Source organism: Flavobacterium frigidimaris, from assembly GCF_002217275.1.
GTDB lineage: Bacteria > Bacteroidota > Bacteroidia > Flavobacteriales > Flavobacteriaceae > Flavobacterium > Flavobacterium aquidurense.
Window position 1 is genome coordinate 70330 of the sequence record NZ_MUGV01000031.1, and the last position, 18206, is coordinate 88535.

The window sequence follows — 18206 nt, forward strand, 5'->3', positions numbered from 1 at the left end:
TTACTCTTTACTCTTTACTTCTTACTCTTTACTCTTTACTCTTTTAACAAATTTCTCGATATAACTAATTTTTGAATTTCAGTTGTACCTTCGCCAATTGTACACAGCTTAGAATCTCTGTAAAATTTCTCCACAGGAAAATCTTTAGTATAACCGTACCCGCCATGAATCTGAACAGCTTCGTTAGCTATTTTTACACAAGCTTCCGATGCATACATCTTAGCCATTGCACCAAGCGTTGTCACAGGTTTATGCTGCTGTTTTAAGAATGCTGCTTTATGAAGCAACAATTCCGAAGCTTCTATTTCTGTTGCCATATCAGCCAGCTTAAATGAAATTCCCTGAAAACTACTAATCGGCTGACCAAACTGATATCTCTCTTTAGAATATTTTAAAGCAGCTTCATAAGCACCTTTTGCAATTCCTAAAGACAAAGCTCCAATTGAAATTCGGCCGCCATCTAAGATTTTCATTGCCTGTATAAATCCCTGACCAACTTCTCCTAATCTGTTTGCGTCAGGCACACGACAATTATCAAAAACCAACTCAGCAGTTTCACTGGCGCGCATTCCTAATTTATTTTCTTTTTTTCCTGAGGTAAATCCTGCCATTCCCTTTTCAAAGACAAATGCAGTCATTCCTTTTGAATCTCCTTTTTCTCCGGTACGTACAATCACTACTGCAATATCACCCGAAATTGCATGCGTAATAAAATTTTTAGCACCGTTCACAATCCAAAAATCACCATCTTTAACTGCGGTAGTATTCATACCTCCCGCATCAGAACCGGTATTATGCTCTGTTAGCCCCCAAGCTCCAATGTATTCAGCTGTTGCTAATTTAGGTAACCATTTTTTCTTTTGCTCTTCGTTACCAAAAGTCAAAATATGGTTTGTACATAATGAGTTATGAGCCGCAACAGACAAACCAATTGAAGGATCAACTTTTGAAATTTCTTCTACAACAGTAATATATTCATGATAACCTAATCCGGATCCTCCATATTCTTCAGGCACTAAAACCCCCATAAAACCCATTTCGCCTAGTTTTTTAAAAAGCGGAACTGGAAAAATTTGTGCTTCATCCCATTCCATTATATTAGGTCTAATGTTTTTTTCGGCAAAATCTTTAATAGACTGCGCAATCATTGACTGTGTTTCGTTATAATCAAAATTCATTGTTGGCTATATTTTTTAGAACTCCAAATATAAACTAATTATTTTTGCTTTTTCAACAGGAAAACCTTTAATTTTTGATAAATCCTCAATATTTTGAAAATTTCCATTCATACTTCTATACGTTACGATTTGTTTGGCTAATGCATATCTGAAATAGAAAAACTGAGACAATTCCTTTAAAGACGCATCATTTATTGCTATTTTCTTAAAGCTTGCAGGCAATATTACCTTAAAATGAGAATTCAACTCCGCAATAACTTCCGGTGAAAGTCCCCAGATATCATTCATCTGCTCCATAGAAACAAAACATCCTACTACTTCTTTTTGTTTCAATATACGTAAAGATAAAGCTTCACCTATACCATATATTTTAATCAAATCCTCCTGAGTGGCGTCATTAATATTTAAAATTACAATCTTCTCCTTTTTAATATCGGCTTTTCTAATAAATTCTTTTTGCTCTGTTTTGAAATTATTTTCTTTCTGAATCCAACCCGGAAACTTAAACAAAGGAGAAATAACTTTTAACAAGGAATCAGAAATTTTAGTGACTTGTTGAAACTCTTCCGTAGAGTTAACAAATTTATTTTTTTTCCGAAATTCTAAAAGTCGATCAATTTCCTGTGTAGACATTCCAAGTTTATATCCTTTATAATCTGTTATGAAATTTGGATTAAAAAGATAGAATTTAGGTTTCTCCTCATCTTTAATAAACTTAAGAGAATCAATTTCTGATTGTAAAGACATCCATTGTTCTTTTTCCGGGAAAGTTTTTTCAGGCAAATTAAAATCAACATAAAAATAAACCATCTGCAATATTATAATAATTACAAAAAGTAAAAAAATTCCTGTACGTTGCTCTCTTGTAAATTTAAAATATATTGCGAGCGTTTTAAGATTAGCCATTAAAATAAAATTTTCAATCGTTTTAAAAGGATAAAATAAACAATAAAATATCAATTTATTAAGAAAAATAGTAAAAAATTTATTCTTCATCAAATTATTCAATCCGCATTAACACTCTAATTAAATTGATGAATTTCAATGCTTAACAGCTGTAAACTACCTATTTTGCATATTTTTTTGATATTTTATAACTTAAAACAATATAATTGTTTTTATTTTTTATAAAAAACGATACATTTGGAGCTTAATAACAATAAACCAATATAATAGTATGTCAATTTGGAAAACTAAACCTCTTTCGGTACTGCTCGGTGAAGCATCCGAATCTGAAAAAGGACTAAAAAGAACCTTATCTTCACGTTCGCTTGTTGCACTTGGAGTTGGAGCAATTATTGGAGCGGGACTATTTTCGCTAACAGGAATTGCAGCTGCTGACCACGCAGGTCCGGCGGTAACAATTTCTTTTATTTTAGCAGCTGTAGGTTGCGCATTTGCCGGACTTTGTTATGCTGAATTTGCATCAATGATTCCGGTTGCGGGTAGTGCATACACTTACTCTTATGCTACTATGGGTGAATTTATGGCCTGGATTATCGGTTGGGATTTAGTTTTAGAATACGCTTTGGGTGCCGCTACCGTTGGTGTAAGTTGGTCCCGGTATTTACTTGAACTTCTTGCAAAATACGGAATACATTTACCGCCCGACCTAATTTGTTCACCTTGGGAAACATTAACACTTAGTAATGGTACCGTAATAAATGGAGGAATCGTAAATTTACCTGCTATATTCATTGTTTCGCTTCTTTCTTTATTATTAATAAAAGGAACTAAAGAATCAGCTTCATTAAACAACGTTTTAGTTGTTATAAAGGTTGCTGTAGTAATCGTTTTTATTGTTTTAGGATGGAAATTTATCGACCCTACTAATTATACACCTTATATTCCTGAAAACACAGGTGTTTTCGGAAAATTTGGTTGGTCAGGAATTGCTGCCGGAGCTGGTACTGTATTTTTTGCCTTTATTGGTTTTGATGCTGTTTCTACTGCCGCTCAGGAAGCTAAAAATCCACAAAAAGGAATGCCAATTGGTATTTTAGGATCACTTGTTATTTGTACAATTCTATATGTATTGTTCTCTCATGTTATGACAGGACTTGTACCTTACTATAAATTTGCAGGAGATGCAAAACCTGCTGCGACCGCTTTTGCTGTAACAGGATACGACTTTTTGCAAACAGGACTAATTGTAGCTATTTTAGCTGGATATACTTCTGTAATGTTAGTAATGCTTATGGGACAAAGCCGTGTTTTCTATACAATGAGTAAAGATGGTTTATTACCTCCTTTCTTCAGTGAAATTCATGCAAAATTCCGTACTCCCTGGAAAACAAACCTTTTCTTTTTAGTATTCGTAAGTTTATTTGCTGGACTTGTTCCGGTAAGCGACTTAGGACATATGGTAAGTATTGGAACACTATTAGCGTTTGTATTAGTTTGTATTGGTGTTATGGTTATGCGTAAAAAGATGCCAGATGCACCTAGAGCTTTTAGAACTCCATGGGTTCCATTTGTACCGGTTGCAGGAATCGTTATTTGTCTAGCTTTAATGTATTCATTACCAAACGAAAGTTGGGCAAGGCTTGTAATTTGGATGGCATTAGGTATAGTTATCTACTTTGTTTATGGTAAGAAAAACAGTAAATTAAATAATCCGGAAAAATATTCCAAATAAAGCATCAAAAAAGGATCATATAGTATATGATCCTTTTTTTTTATTCAATAACTTTTATAAGTCAAATACTGAAGTTCGTTTTGCCCGAATAAGATCTTTTAAACGGATCCAAAATGCTAGTGTTAAGTAAATTCCAAAGCCTAAACCTGCGGTTACAAATGAAATATAAATAAAAAACAATCGTACACTTGTAACACGCATTCCAAGTTTATCTGCTAATCGAGATGAAACATGAAATCCGTATTTTTCAAAGAAAAATTTAAGTTTTAAAATTGCTGACATTTCTAATATTAGATTTTAGATTTTGGACAAAAATACAAAATTATACCATTGTCGCCTTTTTTTAACTATCTAATTACTTTTCATTAATTCTATTCCTAAAGCACATCTTAAACAGGCTTTCTTATTGCAATATTCATTCTTTAGCTCCAGCAAAGTTTGTGTTTCAAATGCATTTTCTGAAATAATTCCAAAGCTCTCAAATTTATCAATTATTGCATTTTTTTCAGGAGAAACCTCATGCATAAATGAAATAAGATCTTCAGCATTAGATTCTCCAATTTTATATGAATAAGCAAATTGCAACGGAATAATGGTGTTTATAATCAACAAATCAATAAATGATTTAGACAAAGGTTTTAACTTCTTAGGACTTTCTTTATCAAACTGATAATGATTTTGCCAATATAAACTTGTTGCAACGTTTAATAGATTATAAACATCTTTAGCCGACTTTAATATGATTACTTTAGAAAATAAATTCTGATGTTTATTATACAAGCTTCCTAATTGAGAAAGCCGTATGGTTGGAAAATTATCCGGACGATGTTTAAAAAACTGCAGTGGCTCTGTATAGACCTTATCTAATTGATATTTATGCAAAAGATAAAAATATCTGATTTTCAAATCATTAAAATATAAATCTTCCTTTTCAGAATCTAATAAACCGGAAGTCCCAAAAAACAATGCTTCAAGATTTTCTATTTCGAAACTTTCTTTTCGAACAATAGAAAACGGGATTGATTGAGCAATTTGTAAAAAAGCATTTCCATTTGTGTTTAACCCAAAATTCTTTGCTAACAAAGAGAACAAAACCGATTCCCAATCGTAATTTGCTTCTTCTAACAATTCATAAATAAATTTCGCTTTTCTTTCCAGTCGATCAAAAAATAATCTTTCCTGCCAATTTTTAAAAACAAATTCATCTATTTGGACCATCTGTTTTTCGCAAGAAATCCAGGATTTTGGAGTCATTAAAGAATGATAGTTGTTTATTATTTCTGAAGAAACATAATCTTTCAAAATTAAAACAGGAATTTCAGTATTATTTTTACTAAATATCTCTGTATCATGCTCCCAAACTACATGCAAAATGACATTTTCATAGGCGGGATCTTTTTCATGGTGATGCACATACCAATCAGATGATTTTAAATGAATTTCAACATTTCCTGCCCACTTTTGAGTTCCAATTTTAATCTGAGCGTTAAAAAAATCAGGTCCTGAAAGTTCTAAATAATCTCCGGTCTTAATAATTACAATTGGATCATTTTGAGTTGTTCTTAAATTCAGAGTTTCAAACTTCGTGAATTTCCATAGATAATGAAGAAATTCTTCTCTCATTTTTTAGGCTAATATTTAAGTTACAAAAACCTAAAAATAGCAAAAAAAATAATACTTATCCTACAAAAAACATCACTTTAACATATATAACTTAGCGCAAGCACGGGCATCGGATAAGGCTTCATGGTGATTTAACTGAATTTTCATTTCACGACAACAATCACTTAATTTAGTTGGCTTTAATCCCTTTGCTTTGTAAATTTTGACTGTACATTCCCAACGTTCTGCAATATTTAAATTTTCATATTGCAAACCATAAAGTGCCATTGATTTCATCAATACATTTCGATCAAAACTTTCATTATGTGCTACAACAACTCTATTTTTCAATCTTCTTTCGATTTCAGGAAATACTTCAGAAAACGACTTTGCGTTAATCGTATCACGTGGATAAATACCATGAACCTGAATTGTATACGGATTATATATATTGTTTGGAGGTTTTATTAGCGATACAAACTCATCAATAATAATTCCGTTTTGGACTGTAACTATTCCGACAGAACAAGGATGATAGCCAGTTGCGGTTTCAAAATCTATGGCAGTAAAATTCATATTTTAAAATATTTAAAGCTAAAAAAATCCATAAATCAAAGCCGTAAAACTCCGATTTATGGATTTATAATCTTATTAAAATTCTCTTATTTTATAGATCCAATAATATCATATTTTGTAATAATATGATGTTTTCCATTTCCTAAATCTACCAAAACAGCGTCATTTTCTTTGGTAAATAATTTAGAAACTTCTTCAATTGTAGTTCCTAATTTTACAATTGGGAACGGTTTTCCCATTACCTCCTTAATTGGTTTTTCGGCAACATTTTTATCTGCAACATAACTTCTAAACAAGTCTGTTTCGTCTACAGAACCAACAAATCCGTTAATATCAACTACAGGAATTTGAGAGATTTTATACTTACGCATACGCTCAATTGCGTGCGATACTAACTCTTCTGTACGAACAACGATCAGTTCTTTATCGATATGATCTTTAATTACATCTTCGGCTTTCGTTACATTTTCTTCTAAAAATCCACGCTCTCGCATCCAGTCATCATTAAACATTTTACCAACATAGCGACTTCCTGAATCATGAAAAAGAACGACAACAACATCTTCTGGTTTAAAATGCTCTTTAAGCTGTAAAAGCCCTTTAATACAAGCTCCTGCAGAGTTTCCAACAAAAATCGCTTCTTCCATTGCTATTTTTCTTGTATAAACGGCTGCATCTTTATCTGTAACTTTTGTAAAACCGTCAATTAAAGAAAAATCTACATTTTTAGGTAAAATATCTTCTCCAATTCCTTCTGTTATATATGAGTAAATTTCATTTTCATCAAAAATTCCAGTTTCATGGTATTTTTTAAAAACAGAACCGTAGGTATCAATTCCCCAAATTTTAATATTCGGGTTTTTCTCCTTTAGATATTTTCCAACTCCGGAAATAGTTCCGCCTGTTCCTACTCCAACAACAAAATGAGTGATTTTACCATCAGTTTGTTTCCAGATTTCAGGACCAGTTTGCTCATAATGCGCTAATGAATTAGATAAATTATCATATTGGTTTACGTACCATGAATTTGGTGTTTCTTCTGCCAACCGTTTTGAAACGGAATAATAAGAACGTGGATCCGTCGGTTCAACATCTGTAGGACAAACTACAACTTTGGCACCAACAGCACGCAAAATATCCATCTTTTCTTTTGATTGCTTATCTGATATTACACAAATCAATTTATATCCTTTGATAATAGCTACCAAAGCCAAACCCATACCGGTGTTTCCGGACGTTCCTTCAATTATAGTTCCACCCGGTTTTAATCTGCCGTCAGCCTCTGCGTCTTCAATCATTTTAACGGCCATTCTGTCTTTTACAGAATTCCCAGGATTAAAAGTTTCGACTTTTGCCAATACTAACGCATCGATTTCAGCAACAATTTTGTTGAGTTTTACTAAAGGCGTATTACCTATTGTTTCTAAAATATTTTTTGAAAAGTCCATTTTATGTTTATTTAATATTTGGTTCTAAAAATCTAAATACCCCTAAGTTTATTGGAAGAAGTTCCAAACTAAACCAAATCGGATAATAAAATCACGATAAGGATTATTAGGCGCCGAATAATAATCGCTTTTTGAAAATAAAGCATTAATATGTTCTGCCTTAAAGTAAAATCGGGTTTGACGAATTCGGGCGTTTACAAAGAGATCGAATAATGGATAACCTCCGATTTTCTTTGTATCCTGAACAAAAAATTCGCCAATAACCGGATTATAATCATTTCCATAATATTTTGTAAAATAATTAAATACAACTCCTGTCTGCATGAATAATGCTTTTTTGAAAAAATAACTAGAATAATAAAACGTATTTCTAGTTACAAAATCAGGAACATTCAAAATCAAATCTGACTGATCTACTTTTTGATATAAAAGTGTGTTATCAAGACCAAATGGCCCAAATTTAAATTCCTTACTAGCTTTTATAGATAAATAGTTTATTGCATTTCCATATTGCGCCGGTTTTATAATTTGAGTATATACTAAAGCTTCTGCAGGGCTGGAATCATCTTTGAAATACAAGTGGTCTTTTAGAACAGAGTATTGAACTTCAGCATTTAACCACGGTGTAAAAACATTGGCGCTGAGTTGGTTTATTTTCTCATTTTTAAAATTGTTAGACCAATTATATTCAACGTAACTACTTTGATATAAATTATAGTTATTACTTGGCAACTTGTTTAAATTTCTATATCTAAAATCGAACTGAATTTTCTCATTCAGATTGTATCTCAATTTTGCATCTAAATCAGACAAGGACTGATTTGTAATTGATCTTGTATATAAAAAACGACCATTCCACTTATTTTTCTGATACTCATATTGCCCTCCAACATTATTAATCTGTAAAAATAAATTATCCGGAATAGCTGTACCATCATCATTTACAATAATTCTGTCGTACTTATAATTTGATCTATAATCATCAACAAAAAAATTGAATTTTCCCAGAAGTGAATTTTCATATGCAAGTCCAACTTTATTGTATAATTTCTCGAAGCGTGTTTCATCATTTATATTACTAGTAACATAAGACTCGCCAAAACGTTCTACTTGCTGACTCGGCCCAACAGTTGGCGTCACAGTCGAAAGAACAGTTGGCTGTTTGTATTGAAAATATTTATATTCGTAATTAAATTGATGCGTCACATATAAATTATTACTTCCATCTTTCGGATTTACTCTGAATGCATGATCAAAAAAGAAACGTCTTCCTTTTAATAATGATTCTGCATCAGTCAAAAACACTTGCAGTCGCTGACGATTTTTATAATCCGGGTCATCACTTTCAAAACTTTCAGGATTTGTAATTCCACCATTCTCTTCATTGGTAATATCCTGAAATGTCACATGGGCATTTAGAACATATCTCCTATTCGTTGTAAAATAGCTTGTTGTAAATCTAAAATTCCCAGCACTTACCAATTGATTTATATAATCCCCTTCAGAACGCAATCCTCTGTAGGCTGCAGAAAAATTAAGATTTTTTGAAGTATTAAGTGTTATAAATGAATCTAAGTTTTGTCCTTTGTTGATTGTCGTGTTAAAAAAAAGTTCTGTTAATGGCGTTGCAACTGAATAATATTTTATGTCACTAACTTCCATATAATCAAAATGTTTGCCTTTGAAACCAATTTCCGGATAAGGAGAATAATCCGTTAAACTGTATTGCAACGTATTATATGTTTGTCCTATGTTAGAAAAAGGCAAAAGTCCAAAGTTATCTTTCCTTAAATAATTTTGCTTGTAGGCACTTTTTAATGTTAGCGATGTATCTGCATATACCGTATCATGCTCCAGTGTATAAATCTTATATTGATCAATCTTTGCTATTAAAGCCTTTTTCTTCTTTACTGTATCCGTTATACTAGAATATTTAGTATTCATATCTAAACTGTTTTTAGAACTAGTTTTTTCCTGAGAAAACAATAATGTAGGTACAATTAATAGATATAGAAAAAAGAGTATTCTCATTTGATAGCTTTATATGTAATTATTTCGGCAAAATTTGTCAAGCAAAGGTAAAAGATAAAAACGTATAAAAAAACAAATCATTATGAATGAGAAGTTTTTATATCGAACTAAACCTGAATAAAAAAACCCTCAATCAAAAAATGATTGAGGGTTTTAAAAAAATCAAAATATTTATTCTTTTACCAACCTGGGTTATTTTTTCCTTCTAAACCTGGGTTTGTATTAATTTCAGTCTGTGGCAATGGCCATAAGAATTTAAAATCAGAACTTGGAACTGCAGTTACAGGAGTAGTAATAACATAAGTATTTCCAAGAATATATGCTTCCTTAGCAGGAGTCGCATTAGCAACTTTTGCAGGAATTCCATTTATAGGAGCTAAATCATCACCTTGTAATCTGTGAATATCAGCCCATCTACGACCTTCTTGTAAAAATTCAATTCTTCTTTCTTTAAGAATAGCAGCCACCATAGTAGCATTTGTAGTAAAAGAAGCAGCAGTATAAGCCTGAGTTGTTATACTAGCTAAAGATCTATTTCTAATAGAATTTAACAAAGTTAGAGCAGCTGATAAATTTGACAAACGAGCCTGAGCCTCTGCCATATTTAATACTACTTCAGCATATCTGATAACCGGAGCAGCATCTGTCATATTTGTAACATCTGTATACTTATTAGTATATTTTATACCAGCTGATGTGTAAATCATTTTTCCATCTTCTCTACGTTTGTCATCAGCCAACCATTGTGGATCTCTCCAAATAATTGGGCTAATTGCAACTAAAGCTCTATTTTTTAATACACTTGCCAAAGCCGCATTAACCTGCGGATTCATTGTTGCAGAATGCGCAATAGAGAATATAGACTCTGAGTTAGTTAAGTTATTTGCTAGCACAAAAGGAGCAGCAGGATCAGCAGTTAATGTATAAACACCATTTAATTTAGTCCCTTCAGCAATTACATTTGCCCAGTCTCTTTTTTGAAGATAAACTCTTGTTTTGAATGCTATTGCAGCAGATTTTGTTGCTTTAGAAACAACTCTACCACCAGCAAAACCATTTGAAGAAATCAATTTTTCAGCATCATTTAAATCTGCCAAAACTTTTGCATAACAATCAGCAACAGTATTTCTTGGTTTAACTTGTTCAGATGCTACTTCAGCAGCTGTATTCACACCTACTTCTCTGTATATAACTCCAAGATCTGTTGCGCTAGTTGTAGCGTTATAAGGTCTTGCAAAATATGTTAAAAGTTCAAAATGTGTAATTGCTCTTAAAAATTTAGCTTGTCCGATATAGTTATCAGCAACTGCTTGTGTTATAACACCTTTAGAAACTGCATTAGCAACTCCCTCAATCATAAGATTACATCTTCCGATTAATCTATAACCGTCAATCCAGTAATACACATTATTAGCGGTTGTTGGATCGTAAGTTGCAGTATAAGTCAGTTGGTAAAAAGTAGCCATATTAACAATATCTTCACCTCTAGCTTCACCTTGTTCAACAAAAGCAGCTCCCCAGATATAACCTCGACCACCATTTGGGCTTGTTGATGCAGCATTATATTGTCCAATTGCAGCAGCATTATAAACACCATTCATGTAAGATTCTATTAATGAAGGAGTTGCAAAAGCATCTGTATCTGCAATATTGTTTATTGGAGTTAAATCCAATATTTTTTCTTCTGTACATGAGCTCATCCCGAGTACAACTACAGAAAGTAAAATTGTTTTAATTATATTTTTCATATGTTTTTTTTATAAACTTACATTTATTCCAACTGAAATTACCTTAGAACGTGGAGTACCATTGATATCTACTCCATTTGTTTCCATTTCAGGATTAATACCTTTGTAATCTGAAATTAACCAGATATTTTGTGCCTGAGCAAAAACTCTAAAGTTATCCACGCCAATTTTATCCATTAGCATTTTAGGTAATGTGTAACCTAAACTAATATTATCAAGTGAGATAAAATCACCATCTTCAACAAAACGTGTACTAGCACTTCCAGAAAGGTTTGTAAATGTATTTGAACTTGCGTATAATCTTGGTGTCCATCCGTCCCCAGGATTATCAACACTTTGCCATCTTCCTAAGATCTCTGTTCCGTTATTGTTAAAGTTTTGATTCATTAACTCTCTTCTTGTAGCATTAAAAATTTTATTTCCTCCGCTAAATCTAACCATAAATCCAAGATCAAGATTTTTATACTTCATAGTAGAAGTAAAAGATCCGTAATATGTTGGTAAAGTATTTCCTAAAATAGTTTTATCAGCAGTAGCTAATGTTGCAGCTGCTCCAGTTGTTCCAGGATTAGCAGGATCAAATACATTATAAGTAGACGTTGCCAAGTTTCCTTGTATTAAACTACCATCTGCCTTATAATAAACAGGGTTACCATTTGCTTTATTTACACCCCAATATCTAAATCCGTATAAAGAGTTAATAGATTCACCCTCTCTAATAATGATATTAGGTGCAATGTTAACTATATCCTGAGATGAACCAAAAGATGAAGAACCACCTGTTATATCTTGCCCGTTAACTAAACCAGTAACTACGTTTTTAGTAAGCGTTAAATTAGAAGAAACATCCCATGTAAAGTTAGCATTATTTATTGCTTTGAAACTTACAGCAAATTCATATCCTTGGTTATACATTTTACCAACATTCGAATTGATAATACTGTTAGGAACACCTAAAGAGTTTGCAACAGGCGCTGCTAATACTAAACCGTCAATATTATTTTTATAATAATCAAATGCTAAAGTCAAACGATTGTTAAACAATCCTAAGTCTACACCAAAATCAACTTTGTTACTTGTTTCCCATTGTAATTGATCATTACCAAATTGATAGTAACCAATACCATTTAAAGAACCATAAGGAGAACCAATCATAAGACCTTTTGAAGGATAAGCTGCTTGATTTAGAACATCAACGTTTCCTACTTCAGAGTAAGAACCTCTAAATTTCAAATCAGAAACAGTACCACTGATTCCTTCCATGAAACTTTCTTTAGAAACTGTCCAACCTGCAGAAACTCCAGGGAAGTTATGGAATCTAACATCTTTCTCAAATTGAGAAATTCCATCACGTCTAAGAGATCCCTGAATAAAATATTTCTCTTTGTAGTTATAGGTAACACGACCTAAGTATGATATAATTCCTTTTTCAGAAGCACTACCACCAGAATCTTTAGTAGCATATGTACCTGTTACTAAATTTTGATCGTAGAAATCACTTAAAATATCAGTTCCTGAACCAAAGAATATTTTAGTACGTGATTTTTGATACTCAGCAACACCTGTTACACCTAAATTATGGTCTTCAGCAAAAGTATGTTTGTAATTCAAAATATTTTGCCAGTTCCATCTCAATAGATTAGTGTTGTCCTGATACAATGATCCGTTAGTTCCACGTCCGTCTCCGTGTACTGGATTCCAATATTGGTAACCATCTGTTGAAGCGTTATCTCCACTTACTTGTAATTTATAACTTAAGTCAGAAGTAATTTTTGCATTTGCAAATGCACTTACTAAAATTCTCGTAGTTGTAGATTTATATTTATTATGATCAAGAACATAAAGAATATTTGTAATGTTATCTCCAGCAGGATCTGTATTATTCCATTGACCTACAGTTTGGCCATTTGGTGAAATATTGTAACCTGTAGGGTTAGCTGCATCATAAATTGGTGTATTAGGCAATTGTCTTGTAGCATTAAAAATGTTACCAGATAAACCATTTGCGTTAATATTCAATCCATTGTACTCTGTTCTACTTACAGCTAAATTAGTACCAATGCTTAACCATTTGTTGATATCCTGATCAATATTAGTTCTAACAGAATATTTCTTCATATCATTAGCTAAATTGATACCATCTAAATCTGTTATACCTAAAGACAAATAATACTTTGTTTTTTCTGAACCTCCACTGAAGTTAAGATTATGAGTAGTTTGAGGAGCACTTCTTAAAACTGCACCTTGCCAGTCTGTATTATATGTATTTCCAACAGCCCATGGAGTTTGCCCTCTGTTTGTTCTTTTTTCGTTAGAAATAGTTAAGAAATCAGGAGTCTGTAACAAATCATATGTTTTAGCAGCACTAGCTACACCAAATACGCTTGAATAACTTACTTTCAAAGTACCTTTCTTTCCGCTTTTTGTTGTAATTAAGATTACACCATTCGCTGCTCTAGAACCGTAAATAGCCGTTGCAGCACCATCTTTTAATACATCAAAAGATTCGATATCTTCCGGGTTAATATCAGCCAAACCATTTGTTGAAGAAACACCACCAATATCACCAGAATAAATAGGCACACCATCTACAACGATTAATGGCTCTGTACTTCCAGAAATAGATGAAATACCTCTAATTCTAATTTTTGGAGCGCCTCCAATAATACCAGTATTGGTTAATACTTGTACACCAGTTGCTCTACCAGCTAAAACACCTTCGAAAGATGGAGTAACTAAGTTGGCGATGTCTTTTCCTGCAATTTTAGAAATAGAACCAGTTACTTCTTTTCTCTTTTGCACACCGTAACCAACAACTACAACCTCATTCATTAGTTGCGCTTCTGATTCAAGCTCAACATTTACTGAACTAGAACTTCCTACGGTAACTTGTTTGTTATTCATACCTACATATGAAAAAACCAAAACATCACCAGTCTTTGCTTTGATAGAATAACTTCCATCAAAATCAGTCTGAGTATTTGTTTTTGATCCTTTCACAACAACATTTACTCCTGGAATAACACCTGTCTTATCAGATACTTTTCCAGAGACAGTTCTCTCTTGAGCAAAAGAAAACTGCATAGATAACGCTACAAGGAGCGTACAAATCCATTGTAATTTTAATTTCATTTTAATTTATTTTGAATTAGTATGCGGCAAACATCTTAATTATTTCTTAAAATAACAAACTAATTCAACTTAAATTTTTTCAATATTATTAACAATACCTCAATATATTCCCCAAAAATATCACGGAATTAATATTTTAACAATTCTATTCGTATAAATAAATGAACCAGGACCTAAATTCTTTCATAAAAATGTTAACACTTTTTAACATTTAAAAGATTCAATTGACTAAACCCATAAAAAAGAATATCAACTTTTATTAAAATCGTGATTTTACATTACAATTTTATTTTTTTGACAAAATCAAGCGTTTTATAGCGCTAAATTCAATTTATTTAAAGGTATTTATCTCATTTAGATTAAAAAAATTCAATAAAAAGTATTTCGTAAAAAAATTATTAAGATAAAATTTAAAAAATACGACCTCACTTCTCAATTAAAANNAATTAAAATCATCTTTTAAAACACATTGAATATTAAATTAACCAAATTAATTAGAACAAAATACTATCTAAAATTCTAATCAAATTTTTAGAAGCCTTTTTTTTTAGAAAAAAATTATATTTGCTGTTCAAAATAAAAGCATGCTTCAACTTAATTTTTCAGGACATATACTAGAAACCGGAACTGACGAGGCTGGTCGAGGATGCCTTGCCGGGCCTGTAACTGCCGCAGCCGTAATATTACCTGCTAATTTTGAAAACCAAATTTTAAATGATAGTAAACAATTGTCTGAAAAAGATAGATTTCTTTTGAAACCTATTATAGAGCAGCATGCAGTTTGCTTTTCGGTTACACATTTATTTCCGGACGAAATTGATGAAATAAATATTCTGAATGCTTCCATGAAAGGAATGCAGGAATGTATTTTAAAATTAAATCAAAAACCAGATTTTATTATCGTAGACGGAAACCGTGCTTTGAATGCAAAATTAGGCTTACGGAATACTTTTGGGAAACAATTTTCTTTTGAAGAAATAGAATTATTAAAATCAATTCCGAATCAGAGTATAATAAAAGGAGATGCAAAATTTTTAAGCATAGCCGCAGCATCAATTTTGGCAAAAACCTATCGCGACCTCTATATGGAGCAAATCCATGAAGAATTTCCTATGTACAATTGGAAACAAAACAAAGGCTATCCTACCAAAGAACATCGCGATGCCATTCGAAAACATGGCACCACAAAATATCACAGAATGAGTTTCAGGCTTTTGCCTGACCAATTGGAATTAGATTTTTTTGAACAATAAAAAAAAGGCTTATCACAATGGATAAGCCTTTTTTTTTACGACTAGTTTATCTATTAAAAATAATAAACTTATAGTAATTTTACTTTTTGCTTTTCAAGAATTCTGCAAACTGTTTAGTATCAAAATAAAAGGGTCTGATTGCAGTAATTTTTCCGTTTTTCAAATCAAAATGCTCTGAAATTGGCATTGAAAGTGTTTTTCCTGATTTTTTTGCTTTACATTTTATAGTGAAATAAATAATTACTTCATTTTTAGTAGCATCACTAAAATAAACAGGTTCTTTTTCTATTTCCAAATCAAAAAACTCTGCTGATTTCGTAAACATTTTAGTCCATTCATTAAAACCAACATAAGTTCCTCCATATGGCAAACCTTCAGCCTGATTGTAAATGGCTCCTTCTTCAATTGTGGTTGCCATTGTATTGAAATCTCTGGTTTTAAAAAGAGATTCATAATATTTAGCTACAACTTTATAATTATCAGATTCAAGATTTTTTAATATTTCCGTTTCAGACGGAGTAACTTCCTGATCCCAAAAACCAATAATTTTACTTACCTGGCCTTTCCCATTTAATCGGGCAAAATCACGACCGGCCATTATCAGTTTATTTTTTGAATCGAGAATTTTCCAATCCCAGCTTACATAATTGTCTTTTACTACTTTTGAACCTGAGGTCAATATAGCATCGGGATTTTTTTTATAAAATTCGTTGATAACATTATTTAATGCAACGGCTCCTTTTATAGATGCAGAAGGATCTTCAAACGTGCTATCTTCTAGCCAAATTGTTTTTATCAATTTTAATCGTGCATCGCTGCTGCGCTCTTGCCAAACTTTTTCGTAAACCGCAATTGGATTTAATTTATCTTTCTTTTGAGCAAAAACATTGTTGAGAATAAAAAGGAAACAAATAAAGTAGATTTTTCTCATAAGCTGTAAAATTAGATTTGAATAAGGATTATATAAAAGTATGAAACCAATTTACACATAAAAACGGTACAATATTGATAATTCTCATAATTTGCCAACAATTCACAATCTTGGCTTTTACCAAGGCATTTTTACATTTTTTTCAATATTATTTTTTAAAATAAATTTCTATTCAAAAACAACTTCATCTTCAAACCTAAATTCATTTCTAATTTGATTTTCCCATTCTGAAATACTTTCTGCTGCAGCTCTATCTGCCTTATCAAAATAAAAATGTTGTTTGATTTTCAAACCACAATAATTGAAAACTCCAACATCTGAAGTTAATGCCAAAGCTTTATCCATTCCTATTGCTTCATATTCTGCATTCGATTTTCCGTGAGAATTGATAATGATGGTACTTTTGTCAGTTAATAATCCTTTTTGAATACCCTGATCATATCTGTAAGCAAATCCGTAACTAAAAACGCGGTCTATATAACCTTTCATTATAGAAGGCATTCCTGTCCACCAAATTGGATAAATAAAGATAATTCGATCTGCCCAAGTGATAAATTCCTGTTCTGTTTTGACATCCTCTGCCACTTTTCCCATTCTTTGTCCTTGCATATCTTTCAGAGATAAAACTGGATTAAAATTAATTTCATTTAAATCACGAACTACAACTTCTTGTTTAGACTTTTCTAAACTTTGAAGAACAGTTTCTTTGAAGAAATAATTTAAACTTGCTGGATCTGGATGTGCGTAAATAATTAAATTTTTCATGTTTTCTATTTTTAAGATTGAACATGACAAATGTAAAGCGCAAGCTTCGGCGGGAATTGTAAGAAAACGAAATGGAATTTATTCTGCTTTTGAACTGCAGATATCGTTTTGAAATTTCAGGAATTTCGTTGGAGAAATATTCATATAAAATTTAAAGTCATGAATAAGCTGACTTTGATCATAATAACCACATTCCTCGACAATATTCAGCCAATCTGTTTTGGACTGATTAAGTATAGTTTTCTGAATTTCATTTATGGCTTTTAAAAACCTTTCGTAACGATTTATTTCCTTAATAGTATAGCCAAAAACCTTTTTTTGGTTGAGCTGAATGTTTCTTTCCGTCTGATTTATCTTTGAAGCAATTACTTTTATAGGATCTAGATTTCCTTCTTTAAAATCGGTCAAAAGTGTTGTGATTTCATTTTGTTCTCTAAGATAGGGCTTACAGAAGTCTAAAATATAAGCGACACGTTCTGTAACCTCAGAAATTTGTTGAAGTTCTTCCCATAAGAGACTGAAGCAATTTTCCTGAAGTAAAGCATCCGGATGAATTGGCAGTGAATCAAACAATACATTCCCGAAGAATCGATAAAAAGCGTCTTCTCTAAAATTGGCTACTAAAATTTCTGAATCAGGTTCTAAAGTATAGTCAAAAGCCTGTTTTATAGGACCTAAAACAATACATTTTTCTACTTCCAAAACAGTATTTTGCTGTGATTTTAAAGTCGATTTTGTCCCGAAATTAAAAACCAAAATGGTTTGAAAACTCGGCAATAAAGTTTTTGTAACCGGAAGATCGGTTTTGTTTTCTGCGAAGTAAAAATGAGAAAAAACAGTTTCAAATGCCGAAGGAACAGCAATTCTATAATTGTTATTTTCAGCATTTTTCATACTATTTTAT

The 18206-nt window shown here is 31.9% G+C and carries 14 protein-coding genes; 2 read left to right on the top strand and 12 right to left on the bottom strand.

The genetic code is table 11. From position 1 onward, the window contains the following. Nucleotides 1-35: 35 nt before the first annotated feature. Nucleotides 36-1178, bottom strand: coding sequence for an acyl-CoA dehydrogenase family protein (locus B0A65_RS17425; protein ID WP_074659942.1), 1143 nt, complete (start codon nucleotides 1176-1178; stop codon nucleotides 36-38). A gap of 15 nt (nucleotides 1179-1193) precedes the next feature. After that, a complete protein-coding gene (locus B0A65_RS17430) occupies nucleotides 1194-2084 on the bottom strand; it encodes a ComEA family DNA-binding protein (protein ID WP_074659996.1) in 891 nt (296 codons plus the stop codon). A 271-nt stretch (nucleotides 2085-2355) separates the two neighbouring features. On the opposite strand from B0A65_RS17430, the gene B0A65_RS17435 reads away from it, so the two are divergent. After that, complete coding sequence (locus B0A65_RS17435; RefSeq protein ID WP_074659941.1) at nucleotides 2356-3816, top strand: amino acid permease; 1461 nt, start codon at nucleotides 2356-2358, stop codon at nucleotides 3814-3816. 54 nt (nucleotides 3817-3870) lie between these two features. Here the strand turns inward: B0A65_RS17435 and B0A65_RS17440 are convergent, their stop codons facing one another. From B0A65_RS17440 to B0A65_RS17470, 7 genes are all read right to left on the bottom strand, one after another. Then, nucleotides 3871-4098, bottom strand: coding sequence for a PspC family transcriptional regulator (locus tag B0A65_RS17440; RefSeq protein ID WP_026985787.1), 228 nt, complete (start codon nucleotides 4096-4098; stop codon nucleotides 3871-3873). 69 nt (nucleotides 4099-4167) lie between these two features. Continuing rightward, nucleotides 4168-5439 carry a DUF2851 family protein gene (locus tag B0A65_RS17445; protein ID WP_074659940.1) on the bottom strand — a complete coding sequence of 424 codons (1272 nt, stop codon included), beginning with the start codon at nucleotides 5437-5439 and terminating at the stop codon, nucleotides 4168-4170. Between the two features lie 72 nt (nucleotides 5440-5511). Beyond that, nucleotides 5512-5994 (bottom strand): 3'-5' exonuclease, encoded by a 483-nt coding sequence (locus B0A65_RS17450; RefSeq protein ID WP_074659939.1) that lies wholly within the window; start codon nucleotides 5992-5994, stop codon nucleotides 5512-5514. Nucleotides 5995-6080: 86 nt separating this feature from the next. Next, a complete protein-coding gene (locus B0A65_RS17455; RefSeq protein ID WP_072975085.1) occupies nucleotides 6081-7442 on the bottom strand; it encodes a pyridoxal-phosphate dependent enzyme in 1362 nt (453 codons plus the stop codon). Nucleotides 7443-7490: 48 nt separating this feature from the next. Next, complete coding sequence (locus B0A65_RS17460) at nucleotides 7491-9473, bottom strand: putative porin (protein ID WP_074659938.1); 1983 nt, start codon at nucleotides 9471-9473, stop codon at nucleotides 7491-7493. A 179-nt stretch (nucleotides 9474-9652) separates the two neighbouring features. Then, complete coding sequence (locus tag B0A65_RS17465) at nucleotides 9653-11221, bottom strand: RagB/SusD family nutrient uptake outer membrane protein (RefSeq protein WP_074659937.1); 1569 nt, start codon at nucleotides 11219-11221, stop codon at nucleotides 9653-9655. 9 nt (nucleotides 11222-11230) lie between these two features. Continuing rightward, complete coding sequence (locus B0A65_RS17470) at nucleotides 11231-14353, bottom strand: SusC/RagA family TonB-linked outer membrane protein (RefSeq protein ID WP_074659936.1); 3123 nt, start codon at nucleotides 14351-14353, stop codon at nucleotides 11231-11233. A 584-nt stretch (nucleotides 14354-14937) separates the two neighbouring features. Here B0A65_RS17470 and B0A65_RS17475 point away from each other — a divergent pair. Continuing rightward, the gene (locus tag B0A65_RS17475) at nucleotides 14938-15606 is read left to right on the top strand and encodes a ribonuclease HII (RefSeq protein ID WP_074659935.1); all 669 of its coding nucleotides are present in this window, start codon (nucleotides 14938-14940) and stop codon (nucleotides 15604-15606) included. Nucleotides 15607-15685: 79 nt separating this feature from the next. Here B0A65_RS17475 and B0A65_RS17480 read toward each other — a convergent pair whose 3' ends face one another. The 3 genes from B0A65_RS17480 to B0A65_RS17490 all read right to left on the bottom strand — a co-directional run bounded on the left by B0A65_RS17480 (nucleotide 15686) and on the right by B0A65_RS17490 (nucleotide 18196). After that, nucleotides 15686-16537, bottom strand: a complete 852-nt coding sequence (locus tag B0A65_RS17480; protein WP_074659934.1) for a nuclear transport factor 2 family protein — start codon at nucleotides 16535-16537, stop codon at nucleotides 15686-15688. Nucleotides 16538-16705: 168 nt separating this feature from the next. Continuing rightward, nucleotides 16706-17302, bottom strand: coding sequence for an NAD(P)H-dependent oxidoreductase (locus tag B0A65_RS17485; protein ID WP_074659933.1), 597 nt, complete (start codon nucleotides 17300-17302; stop codon nucleotides 16706-16708). A 78-nt stretch (nucleotides 17303-17380) separates the two neighbouring features. After that, nucleotides 17381-18196, bottom strand: a complete 816-nt coding sequence (locus B0A65_RS17490; protein ID WP_074659932.1) for a DUF6597 domain-containing transcriptional factor — start codon at nucleotides 18194-18196, stop codon at nucleotides 17381-17383. Nucleotides 18197-18206: the final 10 nt, after the last annotated feature.